The organism is Anaerococcus jeddahensis, from assembly GCF_001182725.1.
GTDB classification, from domain to species: Bacteria; Bacillota; Clostridia; order Tissierellales; family Peptoniphilaceae; genus Anaerococcus; species Anaerococcus jeddahensis.
This window is the reverse complement of the sequence record NZ_CWHU01000005.1, coordinates 868,263-892,018: the sequence shown is the minus strand read 5'-3', so window position 1 is coordinate 892,018 and position 23,756 is coordinate 868,263. Positions and strand designations below refer to the sequence as shown.

Here is a 23,756-nt window from a genome sequence, read left to right as displayed (position 1 = left end):
AGCACTATAAAATTCTTCTTAAGCTTTTTCTACTTTACCGCTTTTTATACATTTAGTACAAACGTTAATTGTTTTTACGCTTCCATTAACTTTAGCTCTTAATTTATGAACGTTTGGTTTAAAGTTTCTATTTAGTCTTCTATGTGAGAAAGTAACTTTGTTACCAAATTTTGTACCTTTTCCACAGATATCACATTCTCTTGCCATACTTTACACCTCCATGTCTTAGAAATATCTTAGTTATTATATCAAATTTATTTTAAATTTACAAATATAATCGCTACTAGCTATTATATAGAAAAACAGACAAAAAATCAAATAAGAGTATAATAAAAATAGATTTTAAGTAAATAAGTTAGACAAGGAGGCTTTATGGATTATAGAGCATTGTATGAAAATAAAGATTTTGGAATTATTAAATTTGATGAAAAATTAAAAAATTATACTAATTTTGGCATTGGGGGATCAGCTGATGTTTTGGTTGAAGTAAAAGAGGAATATCAACTTGTTGATCTTTTAAAATTTAATATGGAAAATGGTATTGAAAGTACAATTCTTGGAAATGGGACAAATATTTTGGTAACAGACAAAGGAATTAGGGGCTGTGTTATAATTATATCTAAAAATTACGACAGAATTTCTCTTGATGGAAATTTATTGAAGGTTAGCGCAGGATCTCTTTTGTCAAAAGCTAGCAAATTTTCTTTTAAAAATTCTTTGACTGGAATGGAAGAAGTTTCAGGAATTCCAGGAAGCGTTGGTGGAGCTGTGGCTATGAATGCTGGAGCTTATGGCGTTGAAATGAAAGATATCATTAAAAGCGTAAGGCTTATTTCTAAAGACGGGGAAATTTTAGAATATGATAATAAGGACATGGATTTTTCTTATAGACATTCTAGAGTTTTTGATGATGATTTAATTGTTTCTGAGGCGATTTTTGAACTAAAAAAAGATAATCAAGAAAAAATTTATGAAAAATTTGATGATTTTACTAATAGAAGAGTTAGCAAACAACCTCTAGATAAAAAATCTGCTGGTTCTACTTTTAAAAGACCTCTGGGTTCTTACGCATCAAAATTAATTGATGAATGTGGCCTTAGGGGATACAAAAGAGGCGATTGCCAAGTTAGTGAAAAACATTGTGGATTTTTGATTAATAATGGCCATGCAAGCTGTGAAGAAATGATTAATTTTATCGAAGAAGTTTCAAGCATTGTTTTTGAAAAAACTGGATTTAAATTGGAAAGGGAAGTTAAAATCATAGGAGAAAGATAATGAAGGTAAAGATAATAACAGGTCTTAGTGGATCTGGAAAAACTACAGCTTTAAGAATTTTTGAAGATCTTGATTATTATGCCATGGATAATGTTCCTGCAAGGCTTTTGGAAAGTTTTATAAAATTAAATAAAGACCAAGATGAACCTATTGAAAAGCTCGCCTGTGTTGTGGACTTTAGGTCTATGGAAGTCGATAAAAATTTGGTTGAAAATCTTGAAAATTTAAAAAAAATTAACCAAGATACAAAAATAATTTACCTAACAAGTCAAGATGATATAATAATAAAAAGATATAGTGAGCTTAGAAGACCTCATCCTTTGGGATCTTTTGGTGATGTAAAAGATGGACTTTTCAAGGAAAAAAGAGAATTAAAAAAAATCAAGGATATGGCTGACGTTATTATTGACACAAGCTCATATAATAATAAGGATTTAAAAAAGGTTCTATTAAATTTTTCTGAAAATAAGGAAAATTTTATTATTAACTTGTTTTCTTTTGGTTATAAAAACGGCATAAGTCTAAATGCGGATGTGGTTTTTGATTTGAGATTTTTGCCTAATCCTTTTTATATCAAAGAATATAAACACTTAGATGGAACAGACCCAAAACTTCAAGCTTATCTTGATAGTTTTGAAATAGCTAAAGATTTTCAAAATTTAGTTTACGATAATCTTTTAAAACTTATTCCTTACTTTATAAAAGAAGGAAAAAATTCTATTTCAATAGGTTTTGGTTGCACAGGTGGTCAACACAGGTCAGTTTATATGTGTGAAAAAATTTATGAAAGATTGAAGGGAAGTGACTATATAGTTGTTAGAAAGCACAGGGACAGGGAAAAATGGAAAAAATAAAGTATTTAAAAATTTTACCCTTTGAAAATATTAAAAACGCAAGGAGCTTGGGAGGATATCCGACCATTGATGGTGAAATTACTTCTTGGGATTTTTTTATAAGAAGTGCAAACCTTGATGATTCTACTGAAAAAGATTTGAAATTATTGGATGATTTAAATGTATCTACAATAATTGACTTAAGACGAGATGACGAGGTTATTTATCATAGGGAAAAAATAAATGTTTTAAAAGAAAAATTTTCATATTATCAAATTTCTCTTTCCCCAAGAGCTTTAAGATATGAAGAAATTCAAAGGTTGATTGAGAGAAAAGATTCTATTGGAAAATCTTATATTTCTATAATTGATAATTTTCCTGCTATTAAAAAAGTTTTTGAGATTATGGCAAAAGCGGAAGGAAAAGTTTTATTCCACTGCCAAGAAGGAAAGGATAGGACTGGTATAATTTCAATGATCTTACTTGGTCTTGCAGGATCTTTTAGGACAGATATAATGGCGGATTATGAAATTTCATCGGCTAATTTGGGTTATGTTGATAGGTACGATCAAGACGAATCAGAAGCTATTTTTAGGATAACAAGTCCCTACAATATTAAAGAAGCTATGGAATATATAGAGAGAAAATATAAAACTTTTGAGTCATATTTGGAATATGCTGGAGTTGATGAGAAAACAATTGAGAAATTAAAAGAAAAAATGATTGAATAGAGAGTGATTTAATGTCTTTTTCAAAAAGATGTAAAAAAGAAATATTAAAAAAAGAGCCTGACAATAAAGAGCTAGATATGGAATTATTAGCCTATTTATATTTTCAAGGCTCTATTAGGATAGTGAAAAATTCCTACCAAATTTTATTTAAAGCAAGCGAAAATATAGAGGCTAGGTATATTTATAAAATTATTAGGGAAAAATATAAATATTCCCCAGCCATGGAAATTCAAAATAAGAGAAAATTTTCAAAAGATAGGTCTTTTGTAGTTTTGGTTGAAGATGCGAGGGTTTCAGATAAAATTCTAAAACTTGCTGATAGATTTAGCCTTTATGAAACTGATAAATTTTATGAGAATTTAAAAAGTAGAGAGCAAAAAAAGATTATTTTGAAGTTAGCATTTTTGCTAAAAGGTTCTATAAACGATCCATACCGTGGTTATAATCTTGAAATAAATCTTCAAGAAAAAGAAGAAGCTCTTTTGATTGGGAAAATTATGGAAGATTTTTCTATAAATCCAAAATTAAATTTAAGAAATGACTCATACTGTATTTATATAAAAGATTCGGATAAAATTTCAGATTTTTTGGCAATTATTGGGGCAAATAAGTCTCTTTTTGACCTTGAAAATGTAAGAGCAATGAAATCAATTAGGAATGATATAAATAGGCAAACAAATTTTGACAAGGCAAATATTGATAGGACTGTTAAGGCTTCTTTGAGGCAAGTTGATGCTATTAATAAATTAAAAGAGAAAAAAATACTCGACAATTTACCTGAAGACTTACAAAAAATTGCAGAAAACAGGCTTGCCTATCCCTATATTTCCCTTGAAGAATTGGGAAAAATGATGGTGCCAGTCCTTTCAAAAGCAAAAGTTAATTATAGGCTTCAAAAACTTATAAAGCTTTCAGAAAGTGAGGAAAAATGACAAGCAATTTTACCCACCTTCACCTGCATACAGAATATTCCCTTTTGGACGGTTTTACAAAAATCGACAAATTAATTGGGAAATTAAAAGAATTTGGCATGAATTCCTGTGCCATTACAGATCACGGAAATATGTATGGGGTTATAGAATTTTACAAAAAGTGTGTCGATAATGATATAAAACCAATTATAGGTTGTGAAATCTATCTTGCAGAAAATGACCATAAAATAAAAACTCCCCAAAACAAAAGATATTACCATTTAATACTTTTGGCAAAAAATAACAATGGCTATAAAAATCTTGTAAAAATTGTTTCAAAGGCCTACATAGAAGGATATTATTATAAACCTCGAATAGATTTTGAAACATTAAAAAAATACAAGGACGATATAATTGCTCTTTCAGCTTGTTTAAATGGAGAAATTAGCCAAAGAATTTTGGAAAATGAAAATGAAAAAGCCTATGAAGCAGCTAAAAAATATTTAGCTGTTTTTGGCAAAGAAAATTTTTATTTAGAAGTTCAAAATCATGGACTAAAAGAGCAAAAAAAAGTAAACCAATCCTTATTACAAATTCACAAGGATTTGGATATAGAACTCGTTTGTACAAATGATGTTCATTATGTAGAAAAAAATGATGCCTTTTACCAAGATGTCTTATCATGTATTCAAACAGGATCATTGCTTGAAGATGAAAATAGGATGAAAATGCCAGGGGATGAATTTTACCTAAAAGATCCACAAACTATGGAAGAAATTTTTAGAGACTTTCCAAGAGCCTACCAAAATACCAAAAAAATTGCGGATATGTGCAATGTGAAATTGGAATTTCATAAGCTTCACCTACCATATTTTACAAAAGTTCCAAAAAATATGACTAATTTAGATTATTTAAAAAAATTAGTTAATGAAGGACTTGTAAAAAAATATAAAAATCTTGATGAAAATATAAAAAAAAGAGCAGAAAAGGAAATTTCTGTAATAAATAATATGGACTATGTTGATTATTTCCTAATTGTTTGGGATTTTGTAAGGTACGCAAAAGATCACGACATAGCAGTTGGACCAGGAAGGGGTTCTGCTGCAGGATCAATAATTTCTTACGCCCTTGATATTACACAAATTGATCCCATAAAATATAACCTACTTTTCGAAAGATTTTTAAATCCTGAAAGAGTTTCAATGCCCGATATTGATATAGATTTTTGCTATGAAAACAGGGACAGGGTTGTTGAATATGTATATGATTTGTACGGAAAAGACCACGTTTCACAAATTGTAACTTTTGGTAGAATGAAGGCAAGAAATGCCATAAGAGATGTTGGAAGAGTTATGGATATTTCTTTTAAAAAAGTAGATAAAATTGCCAAACTAATCCCCCAAGCAATTGGAATGACAATCGATAAGGCACTCGAATCAACAGAAAAATTAGCCTACGAATATCAAAATGATGTAGAGACAAAAAGAATGATTGATACGGCAAGAAATATTGAAAATATGCCAAGACACACATCAATTCATGCAGCAGGAGTTGTAATAAGTAAGGAAATTTTAACCGACATTGTTCCTCTTGCTCTTTCAAATGACCAAATAGTTACCCAATTTAATATGATAGAAATTGAAGAGCTAGGTCTTTTGAAAATGGATTTTTTGGGACTAAGAAACCTCACAGTGATTCAAGATACCATAAGAGATGTAAAAAATAATAAAAATATAGAAATTAATTTGGGAGAAATTGATGAAAATGATCCAAAAGTAATAAGGCAATTTACTAAGGCTGAAACAGTTGGGATATTTCAATTTGAATCTGCTGGTATGAGAAATTTTCTCAAAAATTTAAAACCTACACGATTCGATGATTTGGTTGCAGCAAACTCGCTTTTTAGGCCAGGACCAATGGATCAAATTCCAAATTATATAAAAAATAAAACAAATCCAGAAAATATTAAATACATAGATGAGGCCTTAAAACCAATTCTTGAAGTAACATATGGAATTATTGTCTACCAAGAGCAGGTTATGCAAATAGTTCAACAATTAGCAGGATTTTCCCTTGGGGAAGCTGATAATTTAAGACGCGCTATGAGCAAAAAGAAAATGAGTGTAATGGAGGCAAATAGGGAAATTTTTGTTCACGGTAAAAAGGATGAAAATGGAAATTATGAAGTTTTAGGTTGTGTAAACAATGGGATTTCAGAAAAAAATGCCAATAAAATCTATGATGAAATGATTTCTTTTGCCAAATACGCCTTTAATAAATCCCACTCAGCAGCTTATTCTTTGGTTGCAATTCAAACTGGATTTTTAAAATATTATTTTAAAGAAGAATATATGGCAAATCTTTTGACATCAATTATGGGGGATTCTTCAAAAGTTTATCTTTATATTTCAGAGGCAAGAAGACTCGGAATAGAAATTCTCCCACCAGATATAAATAAATCTGAAAGAAGATTTGTATCAGAAAAAAACAAAATAATTTTTGGTCTTTCAGCCATTAAAAATGTTGGTGATAATTTAATAGATTTGATAGTAAATTTAAGAAAAGAAAAGAAATTTAAAACTTTCAAAGATTTTCTTCAAAGACTTGAAGAAAATGATCCATCTGCCTTAAATAAAAAAGCTTTAGAATCATTAATCAAAGCTGGAGTTTTTGATTCTATGGGCTACAAAAGATCAGAACTTATGGCAGTTCATGAAACAGCCCTACAAGCAATTCACGAAAATGAAAAAGTTAATCTTAAGGGTCAAATGAATTTGCTTGACTTTGATCAAAAGAAAGAAGAAAACTCAGATGATATAAAATTTCCTCCAGTAAATGAATATAAAAATAAGCAAAAATTAAAACTTGAAAAGGAAGTTTTGGGTTTTTATATTTCTGATCACCCCCTAAATTCTATAGGAAGTAATTTGAAAAATTATGTGAATTTTACTACAGAAATTTTAAATGAATTAAGGCCAATTGATTTTGATAGGTATGATAATAAAAAAGTTACAATGGCAGGAATTATTACCAATAAATCTGAAACCATGACCAAAAAAAATACTCTGATGGCTTTTTGTTCATTGGAAGATATGTCAGGATCAATAGAAATGATAATTTTTCCAAATATTTACAATGATTTTAGAAATTTTTTGGAAAATGATACACTGGTTATGGTTAGTGGAAATCTACAGTCTAGCGACGACGAATTGAAATTGATTGTATCAAATATAAAAGAAATAGATGAAAATTCTTTTAAAAATTTATATATAAAAATGGATTATATAAGGTATAATGAAATACGAAAAGATTTATTAGAAAATCACGGTAGCACACCAGTGGTAATTTATTTTTCTGATAAAAAAAAGACAGTTAAGCTTGATAAAAACTTGTGGATTGACCAAAATTCAGATATAATAAATTACTTGAAGTTGAAGCTTGGAAAAGATAATGTTAAATTAAATTAAAGGAGCAACTATGAAAACAATAGGTATACTTACTAGTGGTGGCGATGCACCTGGAATGAATTCGGCGATTAGAGCTGCAGTTAGAACAGCCCTAAATAATGGAATGAGAGTAAAAGGGATAAGAAATGGATATGACGGCCTGATGAAAGGTGATATTTATGAAATGAATGTTTCATCTGTTGCTGATATTATCCACAAGGGTGGTACCATTCTTGGTACTGCAAGATCTACTGAATTTAAAAATCCAGAAGGTCAAAAAAGAGGAGCTCAAATTCTTAAAGACTACGGAATTGAAGGTCTTATAGTAATTGGTGGAGATGGATCATACAAGGGAGCAAAAGCCCTTAGTGATTTGGGAATCAAAACTATAGGAATTCCAGGAACAATAGACAATGATATGGGCTATACTGATTTTACAATTGGATTTTTTACAGCAATTGAAACAGTAACAGATGCAATTGGAAAATTAAGAGACACTTCATCATCTCACGGAAGAGCTGTAGTAATTGAAGTTATGGGCCGTAATTGTGGAGATTTAGCTTTATATTCAGGAATTGCTGGAGGAGCAGAATCAATCATAGTTCCAGAACATAAATTTTCAATTGATGAAATTGTAGAAAAAGTAAACCACGGAAGAAAAAGAGGAAAGTTACACCACCTTATAGTTTTGGCTGAAGGTGTTGGCAATCCATATACTGTGGCAAAAGAAGTTGAAGAAAGAAGTGGTGTTGAAACAAAAGTTACAGTTCTTGGCCACGTTCAAAGAGGTGGATCTCCATCTGCAGTTGATAGACTACTTGGTTCAATTATGGGAGCAAAAGCCGCAGAATTATTGAATGAAGGAAAAACAAATATAGCCTTGGGTTATGTAGACGGAAAAATTACCCAAGTAAGTATTGATGAAGCAGTTTCAGTAAAAGGCGATTTTAACGAAGAATTTTACGAATTAGCTAATAAATTGTCTAAATAAGAAAGGTATGGATAAGTTATGAAACCAGATATTTTAAAGAAAACTAAAATTGTATGTACAATAGGACCAGCTTCTGAATCACCAGAAGTTTTGGAACAATTAATAAAAAATGGAATGAATGTTGCAAGATTAAATTTCTCTCATGGATCTCATGAAGAACATCTTGAAAAAATCAAAACAATCAAAAAATTAAGAAGAAAATTAAATGTTCCTTTGGGATTAATGCTTGATACAAAAGGACCAGAAATAAGAATTGGTACATTTGAAGAAAAAGAATATTTCTTAAAACCAGATGATATTTTTACAATTACTACAAGAGATGTAGTTGGAAATAAAAATATTGTATCTGTATCTTATCCAGGTTTGCCAAATGATGTAGAAAAAGGATCAATTATTTCTGTTGATGATGGTTTAATTCAACTTGAAGTTGTAGAAATCAAAGATGGAACAGATATTGTTTGTAGAGTGCAAAACAATGGTGTTATCTCAGATCACAAGGGAGTAAATCTTCCAGGAAGAGTTACAAACCTACCAGCAATCACTCCAAAAGATGTTGATGATATAAAATTTGGTATAGAAAACGGCATCGATATGATTGCTGCATCATTTATTAGAAAAAAAGAAGATATCTATGATATAAGAAAAGTTCTTGAAGATCACGGTGGAGAAGATATTTTAATTCTATCAAAAATCGAATCTCAAGAAGGTGTAGATAATCTTGATGAAATAATTGAAGCAAGTGATGGAATTATGGTAGCCAGAGGAGATTTGGGAGTTGAAATTAGAACTGAGCTTATTCCTCTTGTACAAAAAGAAGCAATAAGAAAGTGTAATAAAGCTGCAAAACCAGTAATTACTGCTACACAAATGCTTGATTCAATGCAAAGAAATCCAAGACCAACAAGGGCAGAAACAACTGATGTTGCAAATGCAATCATTGACGGAACAGACTGTGTAATGCTTTCTGGAGAAACTGCAGCAGGAAAATATCCAGTAGAAGCAGTAAAAACTATGAGAGATATTTGTATAACTACAGAACTTTCTGATGACTTTGAAGAAAATATTTATCAAACTGAAATTGATAGAGAAATTACAACAACAAATGCTATTTCAAAATCTACATGTACAATTGCAAGCCAATTAAATGCAAAAGCAATAATAACATGTACAGCTTCTGGAAATACAGCAAAAGCAGTTTCCAAATTTAGACCAAGAACAAATATAATTGCTTGTACAATTGATGAAAAAGTTGCAAGAAGATTATCAGTAACTTGGGGAGTTTATCCAATAATAGTAGAAACAGCTCACGAAACAGACGAATTAATCGAAAGAGCGATAGTTGGTGCTTTAAAAGAAAATTATGTTCAAGAAGGTGACCTTACAGTTTTAACTGCAGGAATTCCACTAGGAGTTTCAGGAACATCAAACCTAATAAAAGTTCACGTAATTGGAGATATAATTGCAAACGGAACAGGTGTTGGCAATAAATCTGTATCAGGAAAAGTTGTTGTTGGATCTACAAAAGAAGAACTTGAAGAAAAATTTGAAGACGGAGATATAATTGTTGCAAAATACACTGACAAAGATATTAACGAATTTATGGAAAGATCTTCAGGAGTGATTGCAGAAAACGGAGGACTAACAAGTCACACTGCAGTTGTAGCAATTCACTTTGGAATCCCTGCAATACTCGGAGTAAAAAATATTACAAACCTATTGGAAGATGGAGATATAATAACAATTGATCCACTTGGAGGAATAATCTACAAGGGAGAAGCAAAGGTATTATAATGGAAATAAAAGATATCAAAATAATTGATATCCTACAAGACGGTAGGGGAGTTGCAAGAACAGAAAGTAAAACTGCCTTTGTAGAAAAAGCAGTCTACGGAGAAATTTGTAATATAAAAGTAAATAAAGAAAAAAAGAATTTCTTTGAAGCAGAAAAAATAAAAACTTTAAAGAAATCTCCCTACTACAGAAAACCACCATGTCCATATTTTTATGAATGTGGTGGTTGTTCTATTATGGATATAAATTATAAAAGTCAAATTGAATTAAAGAAAAATTTAATAAAAAATGCTTTACTTAAATCTGCAAAAATAAAATTAGAAGATCTAGAAATTTTAGAAAGTAAAGAATTTTCTTATAGAAATAAAATAAGACTTCAAATAACAAAAGACGGAAAACTTGCCTATAACAAGAAATATTCAAATGATCTTGTAGAAATAAAAGATTGTCTTTTGGCAAAAGATTTAATTAGAGAAAATTTAGGACAAATTGAAAATATAACAAAAGAAATATCAAAAAATTTTCCAGACAGCCTTGAAGAAATAACAATAAGGGCAAATGAACAAGAAATACTTTTAAATATAAAAATAAAAGACGAAAAAATAATCCCATATATAAAAAATAATTATAAAAATTCATCTTATAATATTAATCTAATAAATAAAAAAGAAAAAATAAATATTTCAGGTAAAAATTATCTCATTTACAATCTTTTAGGAAAAAAATTTAAAATTACCATGAACGATTTCTACCAAGTAAATGATTATATGACAGAAAAATTATACAAAACAGCCAAAGAATTTTTAGGAGAAGATCAAAAAGTATTGGATTTATTTTGTGGCTCAGCAACAAGCTCAATTGCTATAAATGGGGACAATGTTGTAGGAATAGAAATAAACAAAAATGCCATAAAAGATGCAAAAGAAAATGCAAAAGAAAATGGCCTAAAAGATTATAAATTTATAGCAAAAAACGCGAACTACATAGACGATAATTTCATAAAAAAAGAAAAAATAGATGCCATAGTTCTAGACCCACCAAGGGCAGGACTAGATAAAGAAATAATAAAAACCATAGCAAAAACAAAAATAAAAAAAATAGTCTACATATCCTGTAATCCCCAAACACTCGCAAGAGATATAAATAGATTTCAAAATAAAGGATATAAATTAGAAAAAATAAAAGCGTGCGATATGTTTTCTGAGACTATGCATGTAGAATCAGTTACCCATTTAATAAAAAACAGTAACTAGTAAAATTACCCGACATACGTTATAAAGTATTTAAGTCGGGTTTTTTATTGTCATTTTATCTAAAAATTCATATAATAAATAGAGCGAAGATAAATCAAATTTTTTAACAATATAAAATGAAAATAAAAAACTAGGGGAGAGAATATGACTATAAGTAAAGAAGATATGAAAATATTAATAAAATCTCAACAAGGAGAATTAGATGTAGTTTTGATGTACCAAGCCCTTGCTGATGTAGTTAAGGATAAAAATGATGCGGCTACTTTTAGAAAGCTTGCAGCAGAGGAAGGTCATCATGCTGCGGTTTTTCATAAACTTACAAGGAAAAATTTAAAACCAAAGAAAACCTTGGCTTTCTTTATGCCGATCTTTTATAAGCTAATTGGTAAAAAAAGATTGTATCCAAAAATTGTAAAGGGGGAGTATAAGGCAGCTGACAACTATGCTCCAGTAGCAAAAAAGTTTCCAGAAATCGAAAGCGTTAGGAAGGATGAAAAAAGGCACGGCGATATGGTCGCAAGCTTGTTATAAAAAAACTAATGCTTTAAATATTTTGCTTAGGTTGAGATTTGAGTATTATATGAAATACCCACGATCAGTAAATCAAAGAATAAATTAAAATATATAAAGATGTAAAAATAAGTTTTACAATTAGGAATCAGTATGAACAAAACATTACTTAGCACAACTATAAAAACATCCATAGCAGCTACTTTGTCCTAACTTGTAGCCCAAGCCTTAGGACTTAAATTCTCATCTTCAGCAGCAATTATTACCATCCTTGATATATTTGAGACTAGGAAAGCTACATTAAAGGGTGGACTTAAAAGAACCTTATCTGCTACAATAGCCCTTGTTTTAGGGATTTTCGTATTTGAAATTTTTGCCTACAAAACTTGGGCTTTTAGCATATACTTACTCCTATTTGTGCCTATTTCTTTCTTATTAAAAATTGAACTAGGCCTGGGTCCTTCAAGCGTGGTAGTTACTCATCTTTTAAGCTATGGAGAAATTAATTCATCAATTATCTTTAATGAACTCGGTCTTATCCTAATAGGAACAGGCTTTGCCATGTTAACCAACTTATATGCACCAGAAAGTCAGGATGAGTTGAAAAAATGGATAGAGGATATTGATGGAGATATCAAGGATATCTTGATATTTTTTGGAGATACTCTTGTAAATAATTTAGATGTTAAAATCTATGATGGAAAGATCAAAAAGCTTGAAGATGATATAAATAAAGCCCTTAATCTTGCCATTATTGAAAATGATAATCGTATAGAAAATAGCAAGAATCTACTGATAGGCCTTAGCCATAGGGAAAGAGAGAAGGATCTTTTGATGGAGATGCATGATGATTTAAAATCAATACCTAAAGAATATGCCGATGGGAAATTGATATCTGATCTAATGATTGATACTGCAAATAACCTTAGCGATAATGGAGATATGGTTAAGGTCAAAAAAAGGATAGAATTTTTACAAGAACATTTTCATATGATGGAACTTCCTGAAACTCACGAAGATTTTATCATACGATCATCAATTTTTCAAGTTTTTAGAAGTTTGAATCAATTTATAGATATAAGCAAGATTATCAGCAATATTCCTAGCAATTAAAGGATTAAGTTTTAGCCTTTACAATTAAAAATTTCTAGTAAAGATTGATTAGACGCCAAAATTTAAAATATAGAATTTATAATCCTACTTTTAAGGAAAAACTAACCACTAAGAAGGTGCAATTATATGAGCAAAAACTATACTGAAGATTTAATAAAAAAAGAATTTATGAATCTTTTAGATAAAAAAACATTAAATAAGATAACTGTTACTGAATTAGCCAAGAAGTGTGATATTGAAAGGAAAACTTTTTACTACCACTATGAAAATTTAGAACAATTAATAAAAGAAATATTTGAGTCAGAGCTTGATGTAGTGATTGAGGAATTTAATGAGAATCTATCATGGGAAGATAGTTTTATCTCGGCAGCAACCTTTATCCTGGAAAATAAAAGATCTATAAGACATATTTACTTTTCTGACTATAAGGCGAATGTAGAAAAATATGTATATTCTATGGCAGGTGAAGTTATTACGAAATATGTCAAACACATATCTAAGGATACTAGAGCAAAAGAAATTGATATTAATCTAATATCTTATTTTTATCAGTGTGCTCTAAGTACTTCACTTATACAATGGATAGCGACTGATATGCAAACCGACCCTGTTTTAGTCACTAATAGGATAGGGAAATTAATGGATGGAAATATTTTGTTGTCATTAAAAAGGAGTGAAAACCTAGAAAAGGTTACCCAAAGTATAGAGATTGAGTAAACTTTGGACAAAAAACTAGTTTTGGTAGATGAATTCTTTCTCTTTTCATGATTTAATAGACATATAAGATGATAATGTTAAGTTATTAAAGGAGAAGTTATGGAAATTAAAACTCATGATAAAAGATTAAAACTTACTAATGGAGATTTTCAAAGATTAGTTAAGGCTAGAAAGCCTAAAGGAATCGAAGAAAAATCAGCTTACTTAATAGGAACAGGTATTGCTTCACTTACTGCTGCTTGCTTTCTAATTAGAGATGCTCATATGGAAGGTAATAAGATTACTTTCTTAGAACAACTAGACATAGCTGGTGGATCTCTAGATGGTGAATACATGGATACAAGAGGATATGTTGCTCGTGGTGGTAGAGAAACTGGTGCACATTTTGAATGTCTATGGGATATTTGGAGCTCAATTCCAAGTCTAGAAAATCCAGAAATGAGTGTTTTAGACGATTATTTCTATACAAACTACGATGATCCAAATTACAGCAACTGTCGTATCACCCATAAACAAGGTGAACGTTATGATGATGGTAAATTTAATTTAACTCAAGATGAAGTTAAAGAAATTGCTGAACTTTGTATGACCAAGGATGAATTGCTTGAAGATAAGGCTATCGAAGATATTTTCTCAGATGGACTTTTAAATTCAGACTTTTGGACACTTTGGAGAACAATGTTTGCCTTCGAAAACTGGCATTCTGCCCTAGAAATGAAACTATACTTAAACAGATTCATCCACCACGTAGGAGGTCTTATAAACCTATCAGCTCTTAGGTTTACAAGATATGACCAATACAATTCAATTGTAAAACCTATGGTTAGATACCTTGAAGATCATGGATGTAAATTCCAATATAACACCAAGGTAGTTGATGTTGACTTTGATATTTCAGAAAATAAAAAAGTAGCAACAAAAATTATCGCTGAAGATAAAATTGGAAATGATAAGTCAATTGATCTTACAGAAAATGACCTTGTATTTATAACCAATGGTTCTATGACAGAAAACTCAAGCTATGGTGATGATAATAAACCAGCAGAACTTAGCGATGATCAAACTGGTTGCTGGGAAATGTGGAAAAATATAGCCAAAAAATCAGATGATTTTGGTAACCCTGAAGTATTTTGCTCAGATGTAGAAAAAAGTAACTGGGAGTCTTGTACAGTAACTTGTCACGATGAATCAGTTCCAAAATATATTGAAAAAATCACAAAAAGAAGTCCTTATGGTGGAAAAACTGTAACAGGTGGTATTGTAACTTGTGTTGATTCAAGCTGGCTAATGTCTTGGACAATTAATAGACAAGGTCAATATCCAGAGCAACCTGAAAATGATGTTTGTGTTTGGGTTTATGGATTATTCTCAGATGTTGAAGGTGACTACATCAACAAGAAAATGAGGGATTGTACAGGTAAGGAGATCACAAAAGAATGGTTATACCATATTGGTGTTCCTGTTAATGAAATTGACGCCCTTGCTGAGACTTGTACAGCGGTACCAGTTATGATGCCTTATATAACATCTCAATTTATGCCTAGAAAATCTGGTGATAGACCTTATGTGGTTCCAAAGGGTGGAGTTAACTTTGCCTTTTTAGGACAATTTGCAGAAACACTAGATGATCCAGGAAGAGATACCGTATTTACTACAGAATATTCAGGTAGAACTGCAATGGAAGCTGTTTATGTACTTTGTGGTGTAGAAAAAGCTGTCCCAGAAGTGTATGCTTCAAGATATGATTTAAGATACCTACTAAACGGTATGGTTGCCTTATCAGATGGTAAAAAACCTAAGCTTCCACTTAGTCCACTACAAAAAATGAAAGTTGCAAAACTTATCAAGGGAACTGATATAGAAGAAATGTTAAAAGAATTTAATATAATTTAATAATTTATTAAGATAAAAATTTGGGGCGATAATAATCGTCCCAATATTTTTAATAAGGAGACAAACAATTATGGCCAACTTGAATAAAGAAAGTGTACCTACCTTAGAAGAGATTCAAGCTATATATGAAGATGTTTTAAGGTATGAGGCGAGTAGAAAAGGTTCTACGTCAAAAGGGCAAGGTGAATTTTTTAAAAGATTTCGAAAAGTTGAGGCTCAAGAAAAAAATCTAATTCTAGAAAACGAACTAATAAAAAAATACAAAAATTATTTAAAAAGTGAGCAAGATAAATATAAAAAGCTAATAGATGATATAGAAAATTTAATAAGTTATGAAAAGTTTTTTTTAGAACTAGAGAGAAAAAATAATCAAAAAAATTATAATTCTAACTTATATGGAAGTAACGAAGCTACAAGATATAGGGTAGATAAGATAGAATCCTATACCAAAAAACTAGGAGAAATAATCAAAGATTCTCCAGATGCTTGGCAATACTATTACCATAGACAGCTAATTGAGGATATCCAAACTGGATCTAACGAAAAACTTGTAGCAGTACCCTATGTTCTTGAAGCTAAGAAGAGAATAATAGAATCACTAAAAAAATCTACCCCTGTGTATATTATTGGTCACCTGGGTAGTGGTAAAACTCAAATAGCAAGAGAAGCAGCTATTGAATTTACACTAGAAAATATTATCCAAGAAGAACTAGAAGTAGAGATGGAAAGATGGTTTATAAAAAATCAAGATTCTAGTGAAGAAGAAGCCATAGAAAAATTTAGGCAATTAAATACAAATAAAAGAAGCTATTATAAAAACTTACTAAAGGAAGGCAATGAAAACCAGCTTGAGAAAATATATCCCTATTTTATATCTGGTTCATATAATTTAACTTACGAGGATATGTTTGTAGAAAAAACTTTGTCTTTAGAAAAGGCATCTGCAAACGAAAGTAATCTAGAATTAATAGACGAAGTTGTAGACCAGTATTTTTCTTGGGTAAAATCCCACGAGCAAGAGTTTGAAAATATACCCTTAGAGAAACAAGAATTAATAAAAAGTAAGGTATGGGATAGTGTTTCAGAAATCTTTATAGCTAGAAATACTATCTATGGGACAGTAGTTAAGAAAATTGAAAGAGAAATATTATTAGCTGTAAAAAATGGTAGGCCTGTTATAATAGATGAGCTTAATACAATTGCTATGCAAAATCTAGTAGGACTTAATGATATTTTACAAAGTAAATTTGGAACTAATGCCTATATTACAGGGGTTGGCCCTGTTAAAATAAAAAGAGGTTTTGGACTTATAGGTACAGGTAACTTGTCAACTGACAATGTCAGCTATGAAGGAACAAACGAATTGAACCCTGCCTTTAAATCTCGTTTTTTAACCTTAGAATATAATTATGTCAATCAAAATACAATTGGATCCTTAAAAAATCAGACAAACCCAGATAAAAATGAACTTTTTAGGATAATGTTGGTAAGACTTGCTGATAAATATGGTAATTTACACCTCCCGACTCCAACAAGAAGTCTTGAAGAAATATTTAGGCTAGCCCAATTATCTAAGCTAAGCCAAGAAGTTTTTTTGGGTAAGTGGTTTAGAAATGGAGAAGAAAATTCATCTGAGGACACCCCTGAACTTAAAGAATCAGTCTTGTCACTAAGAAATATTTTGAGAATCCTAGAAAATTGGAATTTAGGTGAAGAAAAAGATCTATCCATGGCCATATGGGATGGATTTATTAGTTCTATAACTAACCCAAAAGATCAGGCCTATATTTTATCTCAAGCGATTAGATTTGGATTTTTCAAAGAATCTGAGGGTTGGACTATAAAAAATAAAAATCTGGGGAAAGTAACCCAAGAATATGACGATATAAGGACAAGACCTTACCAATATAGGCGAGGAGAGATTGAAACTCTAAGCTACTTAGACCTAATCAAGATAATATTTGGACCGCAACCAGAAAGAAAAGTATTACCTGATTTTTTAGATAGAGCTAATAGTCTAGAAAATAAAATTTCCCTAGAAGAATATCAGCAGCTTGATGAAAGATTAAATCAGCTAGAGCACTCAAAATACCTTTTAGATTACTTGGTGGATATGGAAAATAATAGAAAATGAAATTTTCAGTAAATACAGATAAATATGAGGAAAATTTAATAAAATTAAGGAAAGATTTAAACCAAACTCTTAAAGAAGGTCAGCTTGATGAAAATTTTGAGGAAAAATTGATAGAATCAGAAGAAGTAGAAAGTAGAATGCTCAAAGAACTACTACCCTACTACAGACTATATGCACCTTATCTTTATCAAACAAAGTTTGAAGAAAGTCCTATTAAAACTATAGGAGGCTATAAACTTAATACATACCTCAAAAGCTACTTGTGTATAGAAGAAAATACATATATAGTAGCAAGCGCTGATCAAAAAGTTTATTTAATGAGAATTTTAGAAGAAGGTAAGAAAAAGATAGAATTAAGTAAGCCGCTTAATAAGATTAATAAATTAATAACCTATATGGCTAGCCTAAAAAAAGGAAATATTATAGTTTTTTCGGTTACAGGAGATATTTATGTACTTAGGTCTAAGAATTATTCTGATGTTTTTGAAAATCTCAATAATTTAGAAATTATTAAACTTGAAAATGATCTAGTTGGGTTTGAAAACATCCATAGTATTGATGAAAATAAATTTTTGTGCCAAATAAATAGGAGTGAATTTGTAGTATTAGAATTTGATGCAAATAAGCTAAGTTTAGAAGTAAAAAAATATATAGACTTATCAAGCTATGCGTACGAAATTAATTCGATGACCAAAATTTCAAACGATAAATTTGCCCTAGGAAGCACTAAGGGAGATCTTATTATAGCAAACTATGAAAATAATTTGTTACTTGTAGATCAAAAAGTAAATCTTTTAAATGAACCAATTAGGTATATAGGCATGCTAGAAAATGAAAATAAGGAGAAAAATATTTGCGCCTGTCTAGGTGCTAGTGGGATTTTTTCTTTATATGATTATAACAGTAGTAGCAGCTTTAGCTTGGAAAATCAAGGCTCTTTATCGAGTATATATGACCTAGCAAGCATAGGGGGAAGTGCTATTTTATTAACAGATGATTTTACTTGTTATTTACTAGAAGAAAATATGGGAAAATGGATTTTAAGTAAAGGGATTAGACCAACTAATAATGTTTATGTAAATATAATATGTCTAAGTCCTTCAAGTTATTTGCTAATAGATATAGATGGCAATTTTTATAATTTAGAAGTAGATAGACTGGATTGTATAGAAAAACTCCGAAATATAAATCTTGATGAAAATAGGGGGTCCTATGTTTAGAATAGATGAAAATACTCTAAATGAAGAAGAATTAAAAAAGGAAGCTGAAGAAAATCTTAAGAAATTTTTAGAAAGGTATAAAAAGACCCTAACTACATTTACTAGAGAACCAAGTCTTAGATATCTTGCCTCTCCTAGCTTAGAAAAATTTGTATTAAAACCTAAAGAAAATATTTTATACTTGCCCTTGTCGACTTTCTTAGAATTAAACTTAGATAACAATGAGATTTTATGGCACATATATTATGAATTAGCTCTTTATCCGGATTGGAAGAAAAATTCCTCCTATTACTTAGCTAGGAGTAAAACTTGGAAGGCAGAAATAGATGAAGTAAGTTATTATATCTATAAAAAAATAAATCAAATTTCACCTGATAATAATATAAAAATAAACTTTATCAGAAGATATGCAAAAAATGAAATCTTGGATTTCTTATTTCAAATGGATAAATACTATGCTTATATCCGAGTTCTAGAAACCTGTCCTATATATAGAGATCAAGAAGAAAAGAAAAAAATTATTGAATATATCAAGACAAGAAATGATAGGGATAAAATAACCTCTTCTTTATCTCACCATAGATTTTCCAAAAGTTTTTTAATGAGGGATTTATATAAGGATGACAAAAGTAAAACTAATCTACTTGATGGAAATTTTAATATAAAAATATTCTCTGAACCTATTTATGTATTTTTAAAAAGAGAATTACTAAAAGAAATAGATATAGAAGAAGGAATAAGAAGCAGAGACCCCCTAATCAAAGCTTTTATCTATCCAACTTTTAAAAAATATTGGCTAGAAGAAATAGACTCCATTCAAACAAAAGAAAGCGGTAATGATGGGGAAAAATTATTTAAAGAAAGTCAAAAAGAAGAAGTAAAGGATAAATTAGAATCTACGAGAAAAGATGCAGAAAAGACTCTAGAAGAAATATTAGATCAAGAAAGTAGCAAAGCTTCTTCAAAAAAAGACTCTAAAAATTTAATAGTAGAAAATTATGGGCTAAACAGAGAAGAAGTAGACTTATTTAATTATTATGCAAATAAAACTAAAGCTCATAGAGAAGAAATGAAAGATTTCTGGAAAAAACTAATCGGCTCAGCAAAAAAAGAAGTAAGTGTAGAAAAAAATAGACAAGCTAAAGGAAATCTAAATGTTAATGACCTTATCTACAGCTATCCTGAATTTGTTGAAGCTGAGAAAAAAGGAAATTACAAAAATCTTAAAATCTTTGATAAAAATTTTTTAGAATCCCAAGATAAATTACTGCCTGAGCATATAGAAATATCGTTTTTAATAGATAATTCTGGCTCTATGAATAAAGAAAAAATAGAAGCTACAAGAAAAACTCTAGCAGTAACCCTCTTATCTTTAAATGAATTTAATGAGTACCTGCAAATACAAGCTCAAAAAACTAATCAAAAAATAGATCTACTAACAGAAACTTGGTTTTTTGGAAAAGACCACTTTAAAGTAAAAAGTTTTGAAGATACTAAGAACCTGGGAGCAAGTAAAATCATATCTTCTATAACTAAGATTGATGGAACTTACGGCACAACAGACGATGCATCATGTCTTAGAGAAATATATAATAATATAAGCCCTAAGCAAAAATTCCAAATCAAAAATAAGAAAAACTATAAAATAATATTTATAATAACAGATGGAGCTTCAACTTTTCCTGGAGCGACTAAAGACATTTTAAAAAAACTTATACAAGCAGATGTAGAAATATATGCAATTCAAATTGGTAAAATTGGCAAAATAGATACAAAAACCTTTAACTACATTTGGAATGACAATTTTAAATATTCCCATGGGCTAATATTAGGAGAAGATATAGAAAAACTAACTGACCAACTTATTAATCTTGTAAAAAAGAATCTAGAATCGATATTTAAAGATAGCTAGTAGAAGATAAATTTTAGTTACTATTCAGTGGCAATCCAAGAATATAAGTTTAAAATTTATATTTTAATCTCATCTTATAATTTAGGGATATTAAAGGCGAGGAGTTTATACCTCCATCGTCTTTTTAGTACCATAAAAAATATAAGACTAAACTCATAATTGATGATATGACTAAAATGGAGATGAAAGCAATAGATAAGTTTTATAAATTCGATGTGACCACCAGTGTGGCATCGGATTTTATTTTACAGGAAAATGGAAAGTGAACTTGACATAAAATACAAAAGTGATTATAATAAATGTAAAGCTAGCTTGTCGTTGGAGGTTGGTAAATGTGAAAAATAAGTTGGAAGAAATTCGTAAAGAAAGAGGGATTACTCAGGAAGAACTTGCAAAGATCCTTGAAGTATCAAGGCAAACAGTAGGTTCTCTAGAAAATGGTAGGTATAATCCTTCGATTATTTTAGCCTTTAAGATAGCAAGGTATTTTGAAATGGCAATCGAGGATATTTTTATCTATGAGGAGGAAAATGATAATGAAAAATAAAAAAATATGGTATTTGGGTTATGTGATTGCATTTATTAGTTTGCTGGCCTTATTTATTGTTAAAGATAATAAGATTTTAGAAAAAGTACTTCCTTTTATTTTTAGCGTTAGTATATCTATATCATTTGTTATGACAATGCACAACAAAAAGATGGAGAAAGATCCTTCGTATAGGATAAGTATTAATGATGAAAGAAATGAAAAAATTAGAGATAAGGTGAATGCTGCAGTCACACCTGTTTTTATCCTTATCATGGGTATAGTTTCTGTTATTTGTTTTTCTATAAATGCAGTTTTACCAGCAATTATCTTAGCTTTTGGAGTCTTTTCATATCCTGTTATAACATTTTTCGTAAGCCATTATTACGAGAAAAGATACTAAGTAATTAAATCTAGTTTTTAAATTTGTTAAACCATCTGGAACTTATCTTTATAGATGAAGGCAGGTGGTTTTAAATTAACTATTATAATTTATATTGACAAGTATCGACTATCGATATAATTAAATTAACAATATCTATACTAAAGGAGGTAAGACATGCTCAAGTTTAGATATTTAACTTATTCAAATTTTGGACCTATGGCAAAATGGTATGAGGGTATGTTAAAAAAACGGCAGCAAGAACAATTGATTTATAATCAATTTTAGAAAAAATTCTAAACAACAGATAATAGGATGACAGACTAGTTTTTAATATAACAGTCTCATTAAATATAAAAAAAGTAAATTAGTAATAATTTTAACAGGTAATAAAAATGTTTAACAACTATATATGGCAACTTTATTTGAATGGACCAGGCAAGGAAGCTATAAAAATTTTCAAGGAAAATCTACAGAATACCTATACAGATAATTACAAAGATTTTATATATAAACTTCATAAAGAATACTGTCCAAGTGAAGTAATTAGTAAAGATATACAATTTCAGCTAGATAAACTTTTCATAGATTTAAATGAATATATAAGATTTTTTATGTCAGAAAGCTATGATTTTAAAGAAGTATCAAATTATATTCAGCAAACCTTTCTGAGAGATTTTAATAATAATGGAAAAGAAGCCTTTGAGCATTTTTCATATTGGATGGAATACTACACTACATATTTTTCAATAGAACTACCTGAGTTATTTATCCCTTATTATTTTAAATGTAATTTTAATGTACTAGAGACTATATCTAATGAATTTGACATAAAATTACCTAAAATTCCTGCAAAAAAAGATTATATAGGTAGACTTGCTTACTATATGTCAATTTGCGAAACATTCCAAGATTTTAGGATAAATTATAATATGAATCCATACGAACTCTATGTATTTATATATGACTTTGCTCCCAAATATATTGGTGGTATTAATTCATTTATTGTTAATGATATACCAGATACGAACAGTGCCTATTTTATTGGAAGCTCTAAAGATGATATATTTTTATCAAAAGAAGACGACATTATAATACCATGGCAATGTAATCCTGATACAGAGGTAGGGGACGCTATAGTTATGTATTTAACATCGCCGGTAAGCGCTATTGATTCGATATGGAGAAGTGTTTCAGTAGGATTTAATGATCCGTTCTTCTATTATTATAGGTGTACTTATATATCTAGACCAATAAACCTAGATAGGATTCCTTTAAAAAAATTAAAGGAGGATGATATATTTTCTAAACTTCCAATCGTCAGAAAAAATATGCAAGGAATTAATGGGGTAGAGCTAAGTCCATCATCATATAATAGAATACTTGATTTGAGTAATTCTACACTGAAAAGATTTCAATTTGAAATAAATAATAATTATGCTGAAATTGCAAACGAAAAGGATGTAGAAAAGAAGCTTATAATTCCATTATTAAAAAAATTGGGGTATACAGAAGAAGATTATATAAAACAATTGTATATAAGAGTTGGAAATAATAATCATTTATTAATACCTGATTTTGTAGTAAATCCTGAAATATCATTGGGACATCAAAAGGCAGATTTAATAGTCGAAGCTAAATATTCGATATATACAAAGAAGTTATTAGAAAAATCTAAAACCCAGGCAAGAGGATATGCGAAAATATTAAATACCAAATATTCAATGGTTGCCTCTAGAGAAGGAATTTGGTTAACAACGATAACCGATGATTATTCTGATAATATAATTCAATTTTCTTGGGATCAATTGAAAAATGGAGATAATTTTTTCAAACTTTACAAACATATAGGGAAAAATAAATTATAGATTTTACAAATTAATAAATAGATTTAATTTGACTAAAAAATTGGAAATATTTTAATTATACCTAGATAGGAGAGTGTAGATGAAAGAGTCAGGAAAATGAGTTTCTCAAAAATATAAAAGAAATACAAAGTTGTCGATAGAAATTAAAAAATCTATCGATTTTCTATTTCACTTATATACGTGAGTTCAATTAATTATTATTTATAAAACTTATATTTGATGGCATAGTGCCTAGTGACTAAAGCATTCG

General features: G+C 29.6%; 19 protein-coding genes and 1 pseudogene. 19 read left to right on the top strand and 1 reads right to left on the bottom strand.

The genetic code is table 11. The features are described from left to right. Positions 1 to 18: 18 nt before the first annotated feature. Positions 19 to 207, bottom strand: a complete 189-nt coding sequence (rpmB, locus tag BN2087_RS07355; RefSeq protein WP_004838566.1) for a 50S ribosomal protein L28 — start codon at positions 205 to 207, stop codon at positions 19 to 21. A gap of 165 nt (positions 208 to 372) precedes the next feature. Between rpmB and murB the strand changes: the two genes are divergently transcribed. The 19 genes and pseudogenes from murB to BN2087_RS07265 all read left to right on the top strand — a co-directional run bounded on the left by murB (position 373) and on the right by BN2087_RS07265 (position 23,506). Then, complete coding sequence (murB, locus tag BN2087_RS07350) at positions 373 to 1,275, top strand: UDP-N-acetylmuramate dehydrogenase (protein WP_049691175.1); 903 nt, start codon at positions 373 to 375, stop codon at positions 1,273 to 1,275. Then, a complete protein-coding gene (gene rapZ / locus BN2087_RS07345) occupies positions 1,275 to 2,129 on the top strand; it encodes an RNase adapter RapZ (RefSeq protein WP_049691174.1) in 855 nt (284 codons plus the stop codon). The genes murB and rapZ overlap by 1 nt, the downstream gene beginning before the upstream one ends. Then, positions 2,117 to 2,839, top strand: a complete 723-nt coding sequence (locus BN2087_RS07340) for a tyrosine-protein phosphatase (protein ID WP_049691173.1) — start codon at positions 2,117 to 2,119, stop codon at positions 2,837 to 2,839. Before rapZ ends, BN2087_RS07340 begins: the two co-directional genes overlap by 13 nt. Positions 2,840 to 2,850: 11 nt before the next feature. Then, the gene (whiA, locus tag BN2087_RS07335) at positions 2,851 to 3,771 is read left to right on the top strand and encodes a DNA-binding protein WhiA (RefSeq protein WP_049691172.1); all 921 of its coding nucleotides are present in this window, start codon (positions 2,851 to 2,853) and stop codon (positions 3,769 to 3,771) included. Continuing rightward, positions 3,768 to 7,217, top strand: coding sequence for a DNA polymerase III subunit alpha (locus tag BN2087_RS07330; protein WP_049691171.1), 3,450 nt, complete (start codon positions 3,768 to 3,770; stop codon positions 7,215 to 7,217). Before whiA ends, BN2087_RS07330 begins: the two co-directional genes overlap by 4 nt. A gap of 10 nt (positions 7,218 to 7,227) precedes the next feature. Then, positions 7,228 to 8,187 (top strand): 6-phosphofructokinase, encoded by a 960-nt coding sequence (gene pfkA, locus BN2087_RS07325; protein WP_049691170.1) that lies wholly within the window; start codon positions 7,228 to 7,230, stop codon positions 8,185 to 8,187. A gap of 18 nt (positions 8,188 to 8,205) precedes the next feature. Continuing rightward, complete coding sequence (pyk, locus tag BN2087_RS07320) at positions 8,206 to 9,978, top strand: pyruvate kinase (protein WP_049691169.1); 1,773 nt, start codon at positions 8,206 to 8,208, stop codon at positions 9,976 to 9,978. Beyond that, positions 9,978 to 11,231, top strand: a complete 1,254-nt coding sequence (gene rlmD / locus BN2087_RS07315; RefSeq protein ID WP_049691168.1) for a 23S rRNA (uracil(1939)-C(5))-methyltransferase RlmD — start codon at positions 9,978 to 9,980, stop codon at positions 11,229 to 11,231. The genes pyk and rlmD overlap by 1 nt, the downstream gene beginning before the upstream one ends. Positions 11,232 to 11,375: 144 nt before the next feature. Continuing rightward, positions 11,376 to 11,762, top strand: coding sequence for a ferritin family protein (locus BN2087_RS07310; RefSeq protein WP_049691167.1), 387 nt, complete (start codon positions 11,376 to 11,378; stop codon positions 11,760 to 11,762). A gap of 207 nt (positions 11,763 to 11,969) precedes the next feature. Then, positions 11,970 to 12,308: pseudogene (locus BN2087_RS09530) on the top strand (aromatic acid exporter family protein); the annotation flags it as partial. Then, positions 12,303 to 12,854, top strand: a complete 552-nt coding sequence (locus BN2087_RS07305; RefSeq protein WP_280641602.1) for a hypothetical protein — start codon at positions 12,303 to 12,305, stop codon at positions 12,852 to 12,854. The pseudogene BN2087_RS09530 and the gene BN2087_RS07305, both read left to right, overlap by 6 nt. Positions 12,855 to 12,980: 126 nt before the next feature. Then, entirely contained in the window at positions 12,981 to 13,571 is a 591-nt protein-coding gene (locus BN2087_RS07300) for a TetR/AcrR family transcriptional regulator (protein ID WP_049691166.1), read from the top strand. A gap of 99 nt (positions 13,572 to 13,670) precedes the next feature. Continuing rightward, complete coding sequence (locus BN2087_RS07295; RefSeq protein ID WP_049691165.1) at positions 13,671 to 15,464, top strand: oleate hydratase; 1,794 nt, start codon at positions 13,671 to 13,673, stop codon at positions 15,462 to 15,464. Positions 15,465 to 15,534: 70 nt separating this feature from the next. After that, positions 15,535 to 17,598 (top strand): P-loop NTPase family protein, encoded by a 2,064-nt coding sequence (locus tag BN2087_RS07290; protein ID WP_245190868.1) that lies wholly within the window; start codon positions 15,535 to 15,537, stop codon positions 17,596 to 17,598. Continuing rightward, positions 17,595 to 18,818: a hypothetical protein gene (locus tag BN2087_RS07285; protein WP_049691163.1), complete on the top strand. Its 1,224-nt coding sequence runs from the start codon at positions 17,595 to 17,597 to the stop codon at positions 18,816 to 18,818. The genes BN2087_RS07290 and BN2087_RS07285 overlap by 4 nt, the downstream gene beginning before the upstream one ends. Beyond that, a complete protein-coding gene (locus BN2087_RS07280) occupies positions 18,811 to 20,730 on the top strand; it encodes a vWA domain-containing protein (RefSeq protein ID WP_049691162.1) in 1,920 nt (639 codons plus the stop codon). Before BN2087_RS07285 ends, BN2087_RS07280 begins: the two co-directional genes overlap by 8 nt. Before the next feature lie 334 nt (positions 20,731 to 21,064). Beyond that, positions 21,065 to 21,277, top strand: coding sequence for a helix-turn-helix transcriptional regulator (locus tag BN2087_RS07275; protein WP_049691161.1), 213 nt, complete (start codon positions 21,065 to 21,067; stop codon positions 21,275 to 21,277). Further along, positions 21,267 to 21,659, top strand: coding sequence for a DUF2178 domain-containing protein (locus tag BN2087_RS07270; protein WP_049691443.1), 393 nt, complete (start codon positions 21,267 to 21,269; stop codon positions 21,657 to 21,659). The genes BN2087_RS07275 and BN2087_RS07270 overlap by 11 nt, the downstream gene beginning before the upstream one ends. A gap of 374 nt (positions 21,660 to 22,033) precedes the next feature. Further along, positions 22,034 to 23,506 (top strand): hypothetical protein, encoded by a 1,473-nt coding sequence (locus tag BN2087_RS07265; RefSeq protein ID WP_049691160.1) that lies wholly within the window; start codon positions 22,034 to 22,036, stop codon positions 23,504 to 23,506. The last annotated feature ends 250 nt before the right edge of the window (positions 23,507 to 23,756 follow it).

Excerpts from the sequence above, each read along its gene's own strand:
- murB (WP_049691175.1), top strand. The coding sequence starts at position 373 with ATGGATTATAGAGCATTGTATGAAAATAAAGATTTTGGAATTATTAAA.
- BN2087_RS07300 (WP_049691166.1), top strand. The coding sequence starts at position 12,981 with ATGAGCAAAAACTATACTGAAGATTTAATAAAAAAAGAATTTATGAAT.
- BN2087_RS07280 (WP_049691162.1), top strand. The coding sequence starts at position 18,811 with ATGTTTAGAATAGATGAAAATACTCTAAATGAAGAAGAATTAAAAAAG.
- rlmD (WP_049691168.1), top strand. The coding sequence starts at position 9,978 with ATGGAAATAAAAGATATCAAAATAATTGATATCCTACAAGACGGTAGG.
- BN2087_RS07305 (WP_280641602.1), top strand. The coding sequence starts at position 12,303 with ATGTTAACCAACTTATATGCACCAGAAAGTCAGGATGAGTTGAAAAAA.
- BN2087_RS07340 (WP_049691173.1), top strand. The coding sequence starts at position 2,117 with ATGGAAAAAATAAAGTATTTAAAAATTTTACCCTTTGAAAATATTAAA.
- whiA (WP_049691172.1), top strand. The coding sequence starts at position 2,851 with ATGTCTTTTTCAAAAAGATGTAAAAAAGAAATATTAAAAAAAGAGCCT.
- rpmB (WP_004838566.1), bottom strand. The coding sequence starts at position 207 with ATGGCAAGAGAATGTGATATCTGTGGAAAAGGTACAAAATTTGGTAAC.
- BN2087_RS07265 (WP_049691160.1), top strand. The coding sequence starts at position 22,034 with ATGTTTAACAACTATATATGGCAACTTTATTTGAATGGACCAGGCAAG.
- BN2087_RS07310 (WP_049691167.1), top strand. The coding sequence starts at position 11,376 with ATGACTATAAGTAAAGAAGATATGAAAATATTAATAAAATCTCAACAA.
- BN2087_RS07330 (WP_049691171.1), top strand. The coding sequence starts at position 3,768 with ATGACAAGCAATTTTACCCACCTTCACCTGCATACAGAATATTCCCTT.
- rapZ (WP_049691174.1), top strand. The coding sequence starts at position 1,275 with ATGAAGGTAAAGATAATAACAGGTCTTAGTGGATCTGGAAAAACTACA.
- BN2087_RS07295 (WP_049691165.1), top strand. The coding sequence starts at position 13,671 with ATGGAAATTAAAACTCATGATAAAAGATTAAAACTTACTAATGGAGAT.
- pfkA (WP_049691170.1), top strand. The coding sequence starts at position 7,228 with ATGAAAACAATAGGTATACTTACTAGTGGTGGCGATGCACCTGGAATG.
- BN2087_RS07290 (WP_245190868.1), top strand. The coding sequence starts at position 15,535 with ATGGCCAACTTGAATAAAGAAAGTGTACCTACCTTAGAAGAGATTCAA.
- pyk (WP_049691169.1), top strand. The coding sequence starts at position 8,206 with ATGAAACCAGATATTTTAAAGAAAACTAAAATTGTATGTACAATAGGA.
- BN2087_RS07285 (WP_049691163.1), top strand. The coding sequence starts at position 17,595 with ATGAAATTTTCAGTAAATACAGATAAATATGAGGAAAATTTAATAAAA.
- BN2087_RS07270 (WP_049691443.1), top strand. The coding sequence starts at position 21,267 with ATGAAAAATAAAAAAATATGGTATTTGGGTTATGTGATTGCATTTATT.